This window comes from Providencia sp. PROV209 (genome assembly GCF_028479485.1).
Lineage (GTDB): Bacteria > Pseudomonadota > Gammaproteobacteria > Enterobacterales > Enterobacteriaceae > Providencia > Providencia alcalifaciens.
In genome coordinates, this window is record NZ_JAMPNR010000016.1 from 62739 (window position 1) to 77727 (window position 14989).

A 14989-nucleotide genomic window follows, 5' to 3' on the forward strand; every position below is an offset into this window, starting at 1 on the left:
CGTTAACTCTGCATTTTGGGATTGTTAACAATACTGATGTTGCCTTTGGCATTTAGCATTGTACATAGTTGTTGAAATTTATTCTTTATAATTATGCCATTATCATTCAATGGGTCATGAGCTGTAATTTGAATTTCCAATTGAGCCGGTTGTGTTTCAGTCGCAGGCTGAGTTTTGGACGTTAATTCCGCAATATTACACTGTTGAGTGGTAAATAAATTGGTAAATTGCTCAATAATCCGCGGGGCATCATCCACGGTGACATTCATTGTGACAGTAGAAGGATAGTACGTTGTTTGTACACTGTGTGTGCGCTTCATGACGATCAGTAAATCCAGCTCAGCCCCTTTAGCGGGTAAAATCGCTTCTAGGAGCGTGATAGCGTTCCAACTGCCGGATAACATCATGATAAACGTAAATTCCTCGCCAAACATGGCGAGTCGACTATCCTCAATATTACAATCACATTCACTGACAAGACGCGTAATTGTATTCACAATGCCCGGACGATCTGTTCCCAGCGCAGTAATAACAAGAAATTGCGGTTCAGTCTTAGGCAAAGTATCTTCCTTATTTTGACTAAATTTAGGTCAATAATATTGACTCATGATGGTGGTAAGGAAACCATAAAATTGTGAATCTGCCAAGTGGGGCGATTCACTCTTGCGACAAATATGGCTGAATTATTACTTCTATTTAAGTTAATGTCGTCGGCATTAACAAAATTCATTAAAATCTTGCGTTTGGGTGGTTTTCTTCTGTGAAATGAAAAAGTAACATGGAAACTCATCTATTTAGGGGGTATGGCGATGGCTAATCAAAACGTAAACTACAAAGACTTTTTACAAGGCAGTATTGTTGCGGTGATCACACCGATGGACTCAGCGGGTAACGTTGATAGAAAAAGCTTAAAACAGCTGGTGGATTACCATGTTGCCAATAAAACCTCTGCGATTGTGTCTGTCGGAACAACAGGGGAATCAGCAACATTAAGCCATAAAGAGCACGTTGATGTAGTGAAAGCGACACTTGAGTTAGCTGATGGTCGAATTCCTATTATTGCGGGAACGGGCGCAAATGCGACCGCAGAAGCGATTTCGCTAACAAATGAGTTTGAAAACAGTGGTGTAGTTGCGTGCCTGACGGTAACACCTTATTATAATAGACCGTCACAAGAAGGGTTATATCAACACTTTAAAGCAATTTCAGAAAACACCAGCTTGCCACAAGTGCTCTATAATGTACCATCACGCACTGGGTGTGATTTATTACCTGAAACTGTGGGGTGCTTAGCGAAATTGGCGAATATTGTGGCAATTAAAGAGGCCACAGGGAACTTAGCACGGGTTCACCAAATCAAAGAGCTGGTTGATGATCACTTTGTTCTGCTTTCCGGCGATGATGCTACCGCGCTTGATTTTATGCAACTCGGTGGAAAGGGCGTTATTTCGGTCACGTCCAACGTCGCGGCTGCGCAGATGGTAAAAATGTGTGACTTAGCGCTTGCGGGCAAATATACTGAGGCCCGTGAATTGAATAAACAGCTGATGGGTCTTCATCATCAGTTATTTGTTGAGCCGAATCCAATCCCTGCGAAATGGGCTTGTCATCGTCTAGGTCTTATTGCGGATGATACTTTACGGTTACCAATGACACCGTTAACAGTATCTGGACAGCAAAAGGTTGAGGATGCCTTGAAACTCGCGGGTTTACTGTAAAATTTAGGGAATTTTAATGGCAACATTATTGCAAAAATCGAAGGTTATGAAGGTTGCTGGCCTGTCACTTGTCGTGTTACTGGCAGCCTGCTCCAGCGATCAGCGCTATAAACGTCAGGTTAGTGGTGATGAGGAATATCTTAATGCTGCGCCATTGAAAGTATTAAATGCGCCACAAGGGATCACATTACCAGCGACTAACGGTGAATATGATATTCCTAAAACGACCTCAACAGGTGCAGTTGGGAAAGCGCTAGATATTCGCCCACCGGTACTGACGATTTCACAATTAGCGGGCTCACGTACTGAAAACAGTGCAAATGCCAGCCGTTTGTTGCTAGATAATACTCCTGAAAATAATGCGTTATGGTCACAAGTGACCATGATTTTAGAACAACGTGGTATTCCTGTTACCACGAAAAATGATGGTTCTCGTTCTATCGAAACGGATTGGGTTAAGTGGGATCGTGCGGATGAGAACGTCCCATTAGAAAGCCGCCATAAAGTGACTGTTCAGCCTGAAAATGGGATGATTGCACTCACTGTAACTAACTTAGGCTTACGCCAAGGAAATGAAACCGTTACGGATGCTGCTGAAATTCAGCGTTATAACAAGCTGTTATTAAACGATTTAACGGATGCGCTGTACACCTTGCGTGATACATCAAGCAAAAATAGTCTGCAAAGCGCATACGGTATCATTGACGTTCAGTCGGGCAGCGATGATACAGGCTTACCAGTTGTTATCGTTCGTGCACCATATGATGCTGTCTGGGAGCGTTTACCGCACGCGTTAGAAAGCGTGGGCATGAAAGTGGGTGACCGTAGCCGTTCAGCCGGATCTGTCATGGTGACGTACAAAGGTCTAAGCAGTTCTGAATGGCAAGCGCTGGGTATTGACGATCCATCTGTGCCAGAAAATGACTATAAAGTCCAAGTGGGTGACTTGAATAACCGTAGTAGCTTACAGTTTATCAACACTAAAGGCGTACCATTAACTCAGAAACAAAATGATGAAATGGTTGCTGCACTAAAAGCTGCTTTCAGTAAAACACAGATGAAAAAATAAGTTTACATAGATAACTTATTTGTTTTATCAAGTGAAAACGCCGTCCTTTGGGATGGCGTTTTTTTTCAGGTAAAAACGTGATTTCAACGTAATAAAACCGCTTAATAGTCACTCTAACGGTGAATGTATTAGAGGTTATTTTTCGGATATACTTCAGTCAATGAAGGCTAATAATGAGGGAAAAGTCGTGGATAATAACGCATCTAAACCAACGACCAAGAGTGATAGTACTTCGATGCCAAGACAAATATCAGGGGCTGAATTTAATTATAAATTACGCAGTACCGAAAATAACCAGAGCCATACGGAAAGCTTTATTCGAGATGGCGTTGTGGACTTTGATTTACCCGGCTATGTTATCCCTAAGGGATATCGGTTAGTTAAGTCACTCAAAAAAGAACAATATCGATTATTAGCGATGGAGGGAATACCAGAAACAGTTTACTTACTGGAGCTGAGATTCCGCACGGATATTGTCTTTGGTGAAACTACATGCACTCAAATTAAAGTTTGGCGCACAATGGCGGTAGAACATAAATCCATCATACGGGAGATGCCAAGTATTTTCTTTGCATACCTCTTAAATACACACTGTATTATGGTGACAGATGAAGAGCATACCCGTGATGGGCAGCGTTTCTGGGAAACAACAATTGTTTGGGCGTTTTATAATAACTTTTATATTTATGCTTCCGATGGCACGCTTGAAGACAGACCACTAACACAAATCCATACTGAGTCTGAATTCTTTGATCAATGGATTAATCAACTTTGGGGCAGGGATATCGACATCTATACCCATAAGCTGATTGTGATCAGCAAACATCCATTACTTTAGTCGCTTTCCTGCGCCTGCACATAACTACCCATCTGCACATCTATCCACCATAAAATTCTCAGTGAAACAAATGGACAAAAAATCAGTATTTACGGCTAAGTAATCGTTTGCGTATGCGTGAGAATTTTATTATCATAATTAGCAGTTAATCATAAAATATTGAATATCAGTTAGTTAGCAATATCATGACTATTTTTTGATAACTGACTGAATCAGAGCAGAAAATTAACAATGAACCCGCCATTTTTAGCGGTTTATTCTTCTGTTACTTATCTGAATCTGCTGTGCAGGTTGATTTCTATTGAGTGTATTCACATCCCTGGAGTGTTTAAGATGCAAAAGAAAGCTGAGTTGTATCGTGGCAAGGCAAAAACGGTCTATACCACAGAGGATCCAGATTTACTCATTCTGGAGTTCCGCAATGATACATCAGCACTCGATGGCGAGCGTATCGAACAGTTTGACCGCAAAGGTATGGTCAATAATAAATTTAACCATTTTATTATGACTAAATTGCAAGAAGCCGGTATTCCTACCCAAATGGAAGCCCTGTTATCTGACACCGAAGCGTTGGTTAAAAAACTGGATATGGTGCCGGTTGAATGCGTTATTCGTAACCGTGCGGCAGGATCGCTGGTCAAGCGCCTTGGGGTAGAAGAAGGGATGATTTTAAACCCGCCTCTGTTTGACTTATTCCTGAAAGATGATGCCAAACACGACCCAATGGTGAATGAATCTTACTGCGAAACGTTTGGTTGGGTGAGCAAAGAAAACTTAGCGAAAATGCGCGAACTGAGCTACAAAGCGAACGATGTTTTAAGCCGGATTTTTGCTGATGCAGGTCTTATCTTAGTTGACTTCAAACTGGAATTTGGACTGTTCAACGGTGAAGTGGTTCTGGGTGATGAGTTTTCTCCAGACGGTAGCCGTTTATGGGATAAAGAAACCTTGAACAAAATGGATAAAGACCGTTTCCGTCAAAGTCTTGGTGGTTTGATTGAAGCTTACGAAGAAGTGGCTCGCCGTATTGGAGTTAAGCTTGACTAAGTATTCAACCGCGTATTAAGCGAATAGAGAATAGCCTGCAAATTGCAGGCTATTTTTTTACGTGTACATTATGACTGAATTTGTGCCATAAATTGCTGGACCCAAGAGATGGGATGGTTTTGGGGCGGTATATTTAATTGCTGGCTCAGGGCGTGTAAGGAGGGGGAAGGTAACGCTGAATTAGGTTGTAACTCGTGATGGCGTAATACGGTATCAATCTTGCCATCCGCGACTAAGTGACCCTGAGACAAATGCAAGGCACGTTCAAAGTAGCGCGCAGCAAAATCTAAATCATGGCTGATAGTGACAACGGTGGTGCCAAGCTGCTTTTGAAAATCTAGCCACTGTTCAAAATAGCCGAGCCACTGGGCGTCGAAATCTCGGCTAGGTTCATCTAACAACAATAGTTTAGGTGCGACAGCGGTTAAACACGCAACAGCGACCATTCGTCGTTGGGCTGAATGCAAGTCTAGAGGGTGTTTATCAGCGACATCGGTTAAATGACATAAATCTAAAGCGTGTTCTAACTTTTCCGTGATGTCAGATTGATTGAGTTTTTTACGGCGTAACCCAAACAAAATTTCATCTTTTACGGTGCTGTGAAAAATCTGTTTTTCCGCCTCTTGGAATAAAATTCCAATGTGCTGTGCCCGCTCGATCGCACGTAATGAAGATATGGGGTGTTGATTGAAATTGACCTCCCCATGAGAAGGCGATAACAGTCCTGCCATTAAGCGTAATAACGTGGATTTTCCTGCACCATTGTCACCGACGAGAGCGACCCATTCACCAGCATGGATTGCGAATGACAGCTCGGCAATAGCTGGCGCGGTTTTAGGTGCCCATTGAAAGCTTAAATTATTGATTTGCAGCATAGCAAGCCTCGATGCCTTGAATGAGTTGCTGTTCTTTGCATGGAACTTCCGATTGCCAAATACCATTTTCTATTAATTGACCCAACACTCGCCATGCATCTGGCATATTGATGGTATTTTGCGCGGGTAGAAATACGGAGTTAATATCCCCTTGAGCGGTGATTTTACCTTGCTCAAGTAGTGAAAAATCATCACAAAAATGCAAGGCAGGCAGTAAGTGGCGCTCCAATAGAATGACACTACAACCAGTTTGTTCACTGTAGTTTTTGAGTTGTGTTAATAGTCGATAGGTAGCTGCGGGCGTGAGACGACTAAATGCTTCATCTAATAGCAACAGCTGGGGAGACATAGCGAGGGCACTGGCTAGAACGACGCGTTGAGCTTCGCCTCCAGACAGTGTCGCAGGGTGACGATCACGCAAATCCTGGCTGAATGTCAAATCCAAAGCTTGTTCAACGCGGCGAACAATTTCCTCAGGAGACAACCCCAAATTTTCAGGACCAAATGCCACTTCTTGTGCAACAGTAAAAGTGCATCCTGATAGCTGTAATTGAGGTGATTGCTGAACTAACTGGCGGTCGACTGATAACTCAACTAATGATTGTTTTCCTAATCGCTGAGAAAGCACTTGCCCATCGCCGATTAATTTGCCAATCAATTGATCAGGAAACCAGCCCGCTAACAGTTGCGCAAATGTGGTTTTTCCGCTGCCATTACCGCCCAGAATACAATGCCAATGTCCTTGAGGTAAGGCTAAGTGAATAGCATCAAGAATAGGCTCTTCACTACCTTGTGGGATAAAGGACAGTTGCTGTAAATCTACCACCATAATGCAAAGGCTCCTTCAATGACGATTAATAGCAACAAAACGAGGCGCCAGATATATTGGCTTCGGCTATCCATAGGTTTATGTAAAGTAGTGCGATGACGAGTATAACGAAAACCACGCATATCGAGTGCAGCACTGCGCACAGTCAGTTCGCTGAGTGTCTGGCTAACCAGTGGAAATAAGAGGGTGGGCAATGATGTCATACGTTGCCAAAAGTGACCATCTAATGGGACACCCCGAGCAAGCTGCGCTTCTCGAATGCTCGCAAGTTGTTGGCGAAACTGTTCAGCCAGTAAGAGTGGACCGGCGAGCACATAGGCAAAACTCGCAGGAAGACGGCTTGCAAACAACGCACGAATAAATTGCTCCGTGGAGACATATTGCAACCATAATTGGGATGCACTAATGATGGCTAGCAGGCGTAGCCATAAAGCCATGGCACTTTGTTGCTGAGAGATAAGCGGTGGTGAACCCGTTAATAATTGGCTTAACCAGCCTCCATGAATTAACCAAAGTCCTGCTGCCATCGGCAGCATAATCCATGCGATAAATTTCCAACGGTGATACGACGCGGACCGTAGAATGACGGCGGCAAATGGAGCGAAAGCAACAAAGACCAAGCCCCAGCCGAGTGGTAGCATCAATGTGCTAGCGCTAAACCAGAGCCATAAGGTTAATGAGGTAAAAGGATGCATCCTGACCCCTAGCGTACTTTAGCCATATTTGGGAAAGTGCGCTGAACGCGCTCTGGTAAACGACGAACAAGCATCCAAGCGACAATGGCAGAGATTATCTTATCGGCAATATTGGCACCTAAGACGGTAATGGCGACCGATTCTAATAAGTTTTCACCAACGGCGTGGAAATAGGCGACAAAAAAGTCTGCACCACTACCAGTCGTACCCGCAAATAAGTAAGTGCGGATAGGCACGGCAACAATCATCAGAGCAAAAGTGATGACTACACCCGATAAAATCACACGTGGTAGGGTACGAAAACCACCGGCTCGGGCGAGTAAGCCTGCGCTTAAGCCAATCATCATTGCCACAGGGGCAAACGCCGCAGCGATAGGACCACTTAATAATCCCCACAGTAAGTTCGTTGCTAAGCCACTAAATAAGGCAGCCCAAGGACCCGCGAGAAGTGCGCAGATAATCGTTCCAATAGAATCCAAAAAGATAGGCAGCTTTAACATAGAACTTAGCTGTCCAACGACCATATTGATTGCAATGGAGAAAACAATTAGCGCCAGTGTGCGGCTTGAAATCATTGACGAGTTTGCCATGAAATAAATATCCCTTAGAAGTTGAAAATTAACGCCATAATAAAAATCAAGACAGAATGATAGTTAACGCGAAGTGATGACCAATTCTTCATACCCTGAAAGCGTGCAATGCTCACGGGTAAATGTATTATTTTCTAATTCGCCAATAATTAATTCGAGGGTGGTTCTGACGGTGCAGCCGGGCATCATATGCCCACCACGCATATGTCCATTTTCATCGGAGACTGCAAGATGGAGATGCTCACCTTGTGCATCGAGTGTCCCGATAAGCGATACAATTTCAAATTTACCGGATGTCAGATGAGTATCTTCTTGCCCAGCAAAGCGCAGTGCAACATCGGTTAAACTACCGACACAGCCTGCAATAAATGCAGCTTGTAGCTGGTGGTGCTTTACCTGTTGTTGCAATGTGAGAATAACATCATCCCCTGGGCGTAAGCGTAGAGCGATAAAACGCGCATTTGAGTAAGTTGCTAAAGAATGAGACATAGCAAAGATCCTTGCGAATCATGTTGATAGATTTTGGTAATCTATTATACGAATTGATAAATGGCTGTCCGGGAAAGGCGATTTTTTCTGGGTTTTTTAGTGAAACACACTGCATCTTGAAAAAGATTGATAGAGAAGGTCGGGAAAAACAGAAAAAAATGAAAGTAGAGTCCCAAATATTCTAATTATTTGGCTTAAGCTTTCATCTGGTTTGCAAGGCTGAGCAAAAAACAGTGTTGTTTTTAAGGTAAACTGTTTTTCAGATAAACGATGGAAAATAGTGCTGAGCGATGAAGGAATGTTTGCCTCTTCAGCGCGAGATCAATAACATACATACTTTATGGATGCAGTGACAGTGGAATACTGCAACGTATTTATTTTACAGGGGAAAATCTATGAGCCAAGTTGATCCAACGCTGATCATTTTGCTGGTACTGGCAGGGCTAGGTATTATCAGTCATAACATGACGGTGACGTTAGCCATGCTGTTTCTGTTGGTTGTACGGATCACGCCACTGAATAATTTCTTTCCTTGGGTAGAAAAATACGGATTAACTATTGGGATTTTAATATTGACAATAGGGGTAATGGCGCCGATTGCCAGTGGGAAGATCTCCGCAAATGATGTATTAGGCTCATTTTTGAATTGGAAATCACTCTTAGCAATAGTGATTGGCGTGTTGGTTTCTTGGTTAGGGAGCCGTGGGGTGGCACTCATGGGAAGCCAACCTTCAACTGTTGCAGGATTATTAGTCGGTACGGTGATTGGTGTGGCACTATTCCGCGGGGTTCCTGTCGGACCGTTGATTGCGGCTGGAATTCTCTCATTATTGGTTGGTAAATCGTAGCGCGACTTATGCAAAAATCATTACAGGCAATCGTTGAACAGCTACAAACTATGGGTTATCGCCGTTTGCTGGTGATATCAGGTGAGAGTGAATGGATCTCGAATGAACTTCAGCAAATTCAAAGTTATTTAGCGGGAGATTGGCTGTGTATTTCATCAGAGTTACCCAATAATATCCTACCGGAAAAAGCGCAATTATTGCTGGGACGTGAATTCACCCATGGCATCTTTGATGCACGTAAAGGTCTGCACAGTGAAGCCCTTGCTATCTTAGCGGGAACATTAAAAGCGGGTAGTTTATTGGTGCTCTGTACTCCGCCACAGTCAACGTGGGCAAGTCAAAATGATGCGGATAGTGAGCGTTGGAATGAGCACTTTGGTGAAATCCCTACTCCCAATTTTGTCCGTCATTTACAGCGAACATTTTTGAATTGTCCCGAAGTGTTAGTTGTGGAGCAAAACCAGCCACGTTTCTTGAATTTGCTACCCGATCACCCCAAATGGTTTCCACCTTTAGGTCAACCGACTCAACAGCAACTCAATGCCCTGAAACAATTAATGTCCGCTAATTGCGGTGTTTGGGGATTGATCGCACCTCGAGGAAGAGGAAAATCGACAGTTGCAGGGATGCTGATAAAACAGTGGCAGGGAAAGTGCTGGTGTTGTGCACCGGCGAAAGTTTCCACCCGTGTGGTCGCTGAGTATGCGGAACATGAACTTGAATTTTGGGCACCAGATGTGCTTTTACACTATTGCGAATTTGGTCAAACGATTGATGCAGATTGGTTGATTATTGATGAAGCCGCCGCAATTCCAACGCACATGCTACGAAAAATTATCGCCTACTTTCCGCGGGTTTTAATGACGACGACAGTCGAAGGGTATGAAGGAACTGGGCGTGGATTTGTGATGAAATTTTGCGATAGCCTTGAGAATTTTACTGAGTTATCGCTAACTCAGCCGATTCGATTTGCGCAGGATGATCCGCTCGAAAAAGTGATTAATCAGAGTCTTTTGTTAGGTGAGGTGGAATCCCCTCATATTATCGATGCACCAGCGATTACACAGTTGTTGAGCCAACAACAACTTGCGGATGATCCTAAGTTGCTGAAGGGGTTTTATGGTTTATTAACGGCGGCACATTATCGAACGTCACCTCTGGATCTACGACGATTATTGGATGCTCAGCATCAACATTTTGCGATGATAAGCCACGATAATCAGGATGTTATGGGGGCTGTTTGGCTGGTGGATGAAGGAGGGTTAGAGACGCATTTAAGCTGGCAAATTTGGGCTGGATTACGGCGTCCTCGGGGAAATTTAGTAGCGCAATCTCTTGCTGCGCATAGTTATTTTCCTGAAGCATCGAGGTTGCGTTCTCGGCGTGTGATGAGGATCGCAGTGCAGACCCGATATCGCCGCCAAAAAATCGGGCAACGCTTATTAGCATTACAAGTGGAACGCGGTGTTCAGGATGGTTTGGATTTTCTTTCGGTGAGTTTTGGTTTGACGCCTGACTTATTGGCATTTTGGCAATCAGCGGGATTCCATCTTTTACGTATAGGGCGCCATATTGAGGCAAGTAGTGGCTGTTATACTGCAATGGCGATATTGCCGCTATCTACGGAAGCTCGGGCAATCTGCCATCTGGGGCAACATCGCTTACAGCGAGATCTGTTTTGGCGTGATGATCTCGATGAATTTAATCTGAAAAGCACATCTGAGCAGCTACTTGATGCTGGGGATTGGCTAGAATTAGTCGGCTTTAGCCATTATAGCCGCTCGCTTGCGGCGAGTGAGGCGTCACTACAGCGCTTTTTAGCTGTTTTTCAGCAACAACATTCGCATGAAATAGTGAATACTGCTCTTGGATATTACTTCCAGCAAGGGCTATCCATCGAGCAGGCAGCAAAGCGGCTAGGTTTAGCAGGGCAAAAACAGTGGCTAAAACGTGCAAGAATGGAAATTGCCCAATGGTTGAATGATTATTACGCTGAACAGACGCGCGGATTAAAACAGCAAATTAGCGTTTTTTGTCCTTAGGCCAGTCGTCGTCTTCATCGTCCCACAGGTGATTATTATCTTGGTGAGGTGGAATTTTAGGTTTGTCGTCTAAATATTTTTTGGGGTCGAGTCGCATCATTTCTTTAACTGAATTCCAAATGACGCCAACCAATAAAAGTAGAATGATCCACCAATAATCGGCTAACCAATGCATATTTGCCTTCTTATATTAATCATAATAATGTGTAGCGCAGCCAACGTTGCTAATTAGCTAGCTTAAGTGGGGTTATTTAACCATGTTTTTTGTTTTAACGGGAGAGCCGGAATGAATATAAAGAAGATCATATTCATTACAGTAGGGTGGATTGCCGTTGGCTTAGCCTTTTTAGGCGCAATTTTACCTGTGATGCCAACAACGTGTTTTTTATTACTGGCAGCATGGTGTTTTTCTCGTTCATCCCCACGTTTTCATAATTGGCTATTGTATCGCTCATGGTTTGGCGGTTATTTACGTCACTGGCAGACTTATCGGGCATTACCTAAAGGTGTAAAACCGAAAGCGATGACGCTCATCGTCCTGACATTTGCATTTTCGATTTGGGTGGTCAGTTATGGATGGTTAAAAATCGGGCTATTCGTGGGAATGTGTTGGTTGCTGATTTTTATGTACCGTTTACCTGTGGTGGATGCTACGGAAACTCAGCAGAGTAAGACTGAGTTATAAAGTGGAAAAATGTCACTCAGTAAGGCACCGAGTGACAATAAACATTAATCCGGCACTTTAATATAGCGGTTAAACACATATTCAAGGTTAGCGAGTAACCAGTTTTTCCCGCTAATATCTTCCTCAGTGAGTACCTGTTTGATAATGTCTGGCGTTAATAGTTGCTCTGCTTCATGGGACAATGGCCAGTAACTAATGTGCCAAGGTTCTTCTGCTACACCGGCATCTGTAGCAGTAAAAGGGCGATAGAAATCAAACGTTGCCATATTATCGGTGAGCCAATCATTTAACTCAGCGAAATACCCACCTTCTTGGTATTCCCACGGTTCCAATTGCAATGTTTGTCCAGCGGGGATCCGTAGCGGATCGTAAACATCAATTTCAGTTCCCCAATGATGGCGGCTAGCACCGGGCAACGCAGACCAATGCAAAATCGCTTCACACAGCTGCCCTTCAGTTAAGGTCGAAATGTCTAGCGGTTGGCTGTGTGTATCGAGAACAGGACGTTGACCTGCAAATTTTTCATTCCAAATCACCTGTTGACGAGCAAAGTCGCGAAATGCGCTGGCAGATTGTAACTTGAATCCTGCGCGTGCCGCAGTTTGTTGCATAGCAAGAAAGGCTTTAGTGGTATTAAATTGCAGTCGATGATGACCGCCTAATGTGACTAAATGGTCGGTGGAACGCCCTGTAAGCATCTCGATGGTGATCATAGTAGTAGTAACTCCATGATGCGCTCATAAATGACAGCAAGCTGTTGTAAATCCTCGATGCTAACGCACTCATCCACTTTATGGATGGTGGCATTCAGTGGACCCAATTCAATCACATGGGTACCCATTTGCGCAATAAAACGCCCGTCAGATGTACCGCCGCTGGTGGACAGTGTGGTTTCACGCCCTGTAACTTCATGGATAGCTTGGACGGTTGCACTCACTAATTCACTGTCACCTGTTAAGAAAGGCTGACCGGATAAGAACCATTCTAAGCGATAAGCCAGACCATGGCGCTCAAGCATGTCAGTGACGCGTTCACGGATTATAGTGTCAGTCAATTCCGTACTAAAGCGGAAGTTGAATTGTACCTTTAGCTCTCCAGGGATCACGTTATCTGCACCCGTACCCGCATTAATATTGGCAATTTGCATGCTGGTGGCAGGGAAGTATTGGTTACCGTCATCCCATTTTGTTGTGACTAATTCTTGAAGAAAGTTTGTTGCGCGATGCACGGGGTTGTCTGCAAGGTGTGGGTAAGCGACGTGCCCTTGTGTGCCTAAAATGGTTAAGTGGGCGGTGATAGAGCCTCGACGACCATTTTTAATGATATCGCCAAGCGCAGATTGGCTCGACGGTTCCCCTACTAAGCAGTAATCGACGGGTTCATGTCGAGCTTGTAATGTTTCAACGACTTTAACAGTCCCGTGGGTCGCTTTAGCCTCTTCATCAGAGGTAATCAAAAATGCGAGACGTCCAGTATGAGTCGGATATTTTTCGACAAAGCGCTCAGCGGCGACGACCATCGCGGCAATAGAGCCTTTCATATCAGCGGCGCCACGCCCATATAAATGCTGATTGATAATGGTTGGCGTGAATGGCGGCGTCTGCCACTTGCTATGATCGCCAGCAGGGACAACATCTGTGTGTCCAGCAAACGCAAGTGTTTTACCTGCGTTGCCGCGATGAGCCCAAAAATTAAGCGTATCGCCAAATGGCATTTTTTCGACAGTAAAACCGATGTTATTCAAACGTTCAATCAGTAAATCTTGGCAACCTTGGTCATCAGGGCTGATTGATGGGCGTGCAATAAGTTGTTGTGCAAGTTCGATGACAGGGCAGTTCATTGAGTCACCTTTTATCGTGTGAATGATTGGTAGTCGTCAGCATTGAATCCGACAAGGTAACGGTGGTCTGCGGAGACAAGGATAGGGCGCTTGATCATTGCTGGTTCAGCGAGTAGTACTTTCTTGGCGCTGTCTGCATCAATAACGGCATTTTTTTCTTCATCACTCAGTTTACGCCAAGTGGTACCTCGTTTGTTCACAAGCGTTTCCCAATCGATATGCTGTAAAAATGTGGAGAGAAGCTCATCTGTAATGCCATCAACGCGATAGTCATGGAATTGGTAGCCGATTGCATTATCGTCTAAGTAACGGCGTGCTTTTTTAATGGTATCGCAGTTTTTAATCCCATACATGGTATAAGGGGGCACAGGGGTATTGGACATATGATTTTCCTCTGATGGCGAACAATGTTATGCCATACATAATGCGGGAAAATACAATTGTGGTCTACCCCCTTGAATCGAAAAGATTTATTAATATTAAAATCGATTTAATAATAACTAAAGCGGAGTTAATATTCATGATTTTATAAATGGATAATAAAATAATTAATTTAGATAACTTACATTAATTAAATTAAATCATGTTGAATTATTTTGAGCGCATGTATATTAAACTGGCTTCTAAGCGAGAACGAACCCGTAATTTTTTCAGAACATTTCGAATGTGAACTTTAACGGTTTCCTCTGAAATAAATAATAACTGAGAAATTTCTTTATTTTTTAATCCAGCGGCCATTTCATGCAATATTTCACATTCACGCCGGGTTAATGTGGATAGTGGGTCTTTAGTTTGATGTCGAGTGATAAGATGTTGATAAACTTTTTCGCTGAATACATGATGCCCCTCCATCGCTTTTTTTATGCTATTGAGTAACATATCTAGCTCGCTATTTTTTAGTAGGTAACCTTGAGCACCGGCATCAATGGCAGAGTAGATATCCGTTTTCATTGTTGAGAAGGAAAGTACAAGGAGGTAGCTATTAATGCAATGTTTGCGCAGTAATCGGATAGTCTCGAATGTTTTATTACCCTGTAAGATAGTGTCGATCAGTATCATATTGGGCTGTTTAGTGGTGGCAATGTTTAAGGCTTCTTTGCTATTTGTAACTTCAGCTGAAATTTCAAATTCAGCTTTTGATGTTAATAAGTGGGATAATCCAAAGCGAAAAATAGGATGTTCATCGATAATCATAACCGTATGATTAGACATAGTGGGTTCCTTTTTTATGTCTTACAACTTATTCGATTAACTAGATTTAATATAGTTAAAATATAATATATTTAAGTTTGCATGAAATCATCATTCTTAATTGATGAGTCAATTGGCTTTATAAAAACATGAATAATGGAAGCGAAAATTATGGAGCTTAATATATTTTAGGTCAAATAGAAGCGAGCTTTGGAATAATACATTAATTTCAA

The 14989-nt window shown here is 43.2% G+C and carries 18 protein-coding genes; 7 read left to right on the forward strand and 11 right to left on the reverse strand.

The window, feature by feature from the left end:
- Positions 1-2: 2 nt before the first annotated feature.
- Positions 3-560, reverse strand: coding sequence for a glycine cleavage system transcriptional repressor (locus PR795_RS12375; RefSeq protein ID WP_181479976.1), 558 nt, complete (start codon positions 558-560; stop codon positions 3-5).
- Positions 561-809: 249 nt separating this feature from the next.
- Here PR795_RS12375 and dapA point away from each other — a divergent pair, with 249 nt between their 5' ends.
- From dapA to purC, 4 genes are all read left to right on the forward strand, one after another.
- Positions 810-1718, forward strand: coding sequence for a 4-hydroxy-tetrahydrodipicolinate synthase (dapA, locus tag PR795_RS12380; RefSeq protein ID WP_272516857.1), 909 nt, complete (start codon positions 810-812; stop codon positions 1716-1718).
- A gap of 16 nt (positions 1719-1734) precedes the next feature.
- Positions 1735-2787, forward strand: coding sequence for an outer membrane protein assembly factor BamC (bamC, locus tag PR795_RS12385; RefSeq protein ID WP_006661606.1), 1053 nt, complete (start codon positions 1735-1737; stop codon positions 2785-2787).
- 160 nt (positions 2788-2947) lie between these two features.
- Positions 2948-3625, forward strand: coding sequence for a hypothetical protein (locus PR795_RS12390; RefSeq protein ID WP_181479974.1), 678 nt, complete (start codon positions 2948-2950; stop codon positions 3623-3625).
- A 333-nt stretch (positions 3626-3958) separates the two neighbouring features.
- Positions 3959-4672: a phosphoribosylaminoimidazolesuccinocarboxamide synthase gene (gene purC / locus PR795_RS12395; protein ID WP_036979431.1), complete on the forward strand. Its 714-nt coding sequence runs from the start codon at positions 3959-3961 to the stop codon at positions 4670-4672.
- A 68-nt stretch (positions 4673-4740) separates the two neighbouring features.
- On the opposite strand, the gene PR795_RS12400 is transcribed toward purC, so the two are convergent.
- The 5 genes from PR795_RS12400 to PR795_RS12420 form a co-directional block, all read right to left on the reverse strand.
- Positions 4741-5547, reverse strand: coding sequence for an energy-coupling factor ABC transporter ATP-binding protein (locus PR795_RS12400; protein WP_036979430.1), 807 nt, complete (start codon positions 5545-5547; stop codon positions 4741-4743).
- Positions 5531-6376, reverse strand: a complete 846-nt coding sequence (locus PR795_RS12405) for an energy-coupling factor ABC transporter ATP-binding protein (protein WP_181479973.1) — start codon at positions 6374-6376, stop codon at positions 5531-5533. The genes PR795_RS12400 and PR795_RS12405 overlap by 17 nt, the downstream gene beginning before the upstream one ends.
- Complete coding sequence (locus tag PR795_RS12410) at positions 6367-7071, reverse strand: energy-coupling factor transporter transmembrane component T (protein ID WP_036961423.1); 705 nt, start codon at positions 7069-7071, stop codon at positions 6367-6369. The genes PR795_RS12405 and PR795_RS12410 overlap by 10 nt, the downstream gene beginning before the upstream one ends.
- A gap of 8 nt (positions 7072-7079) precedes the next feature.
- The gene (locus PR795_RS12415; protein ID WP_036961425.1) at positions 7080-7661 is read right to left on the reverse strand and encodes a membrane protein; all 582 of its coding nucleotides are present in this window, start codon (positions 7659-7661) and stop codon (positions 7080-7082) included.
- 63 nt (positions 7662-7724) lie between these two features.
- Positions 7725-8150 (reverse strand): PPC domain-containing DNA-binding protein, encoded by a 426-nt coding sequence (locus PR795_RS12420; RefSeq protein WP_006658883.1) that lies wholly within the window; start codon positions 8148-8150, stop codon positions 7725-7727.
- 395 nt (positions 8151-8545) lie between these two features.
- Between PR795_RS12420 and PR795_RS12425 the strand changes: the two genes are divergently transcribed.
- Positions 8546-8998 (forward strand): DUF441 domain-containing protein, encoded by a 453-nt coding sequence (locus PR795_RS12425; protein WP_006658881.1) that lies wholly within the window; start codon positions 8546-8548, stop codon positions 8996-8998.
- Positions 8999-9006: 8 nt separating this feature from the next.
- Complete coding sequence (locus PR795_RS12430; protein WP_181479972.1) at positions 9007-11040, forward strand: tRNA(Met) cytidine acetyltransferase TmcA; 2034 nt, start codon at positions 9007-9009, stop codon at positions 11038-11040.
- Here PR795_RS12430 and PR795_RS12435 read toward each other — a convergent pair.
- Entirely contained in the window at positions 11021-11215 is a 195-nt protein-coding gene (locus PR795_RS12435; protein WP_006658879.1) for a YpfN family protein, read from the reverse strand. The genes PR795_RS12430 and PR795_RS12435 overlap by 20 nt on opposite strands.
- Positions 11216-11326: 111 nt before the next feature.
- Between PR795_RS12435 and PR795_RS12440 the strand changes: the two genes are divergently transcribed.
- Positions 11327-11725, forward strand: a complete 399-nt coding sequence (locus PR795_RS12440) for a DUF454 family protein (RefSeq protein WP_006658878.1) — start codon at positions 11327-11329, stop codon at positions 11723-11725.
- 44 nt (positions 11726-11769) lie between these two features.
- Here PR795_RS12440 and PR795_RS12445 read toward each other — a convergent pair whose 3' ends face one another.
- From PR795_RS12445 to PR795_RS12460, 4 genes are all read right to left on the reverse strand, one after another.
- The gene (locus PR795_RS12445) at positions 11770-12438 is read right to left on the reverse strand and encodes a M15 family metallopeptidase (RefSeq protein WP_181479971.1); all 669 of its coding nucleotides are present in this window, start codon (positions 12436-12438) and stop codon (positions 11770-11772) included.
- The gene (gene dapE / locus PR795_RS12450) at positions 12435-13565 is read right to left on the reverse strand and encodes a succinyl-diaminopimelate desuccinylase (protein WP_006661613.1); all 1131 of its coding nucleotides are present in this window, start codon (positions 13563-13565) and stop codon (positions 12435-12437) included. The genes PR795_RS12445 and dapE overlap by 4 nt, the downstream gene beginning before the upstream one ends.
- Positions 13566-13576: 11 nt before the next feature.
- Entirely contained in the window at positions 13577-13948 is a 372-nt protein-coding gene (locus PR795_RS12455) for an ArsC family reductase (RefSeq protein WP_006661614.1), read from the reverse strand.
- Between the two features lie 208 nt (positions 13949-14156).
- Entirely contained in the window at positions 14157-14777 is a 621-nt protein-coding gene (locus tag PR795_RS12460) for a LuxR C-terminal-related transcriptional regulator (protein ID WP_006661615.1), read from the reverse strand.
- Between the last annotated feature and the right edge of the window lie 212 nt (positions 14778-14989).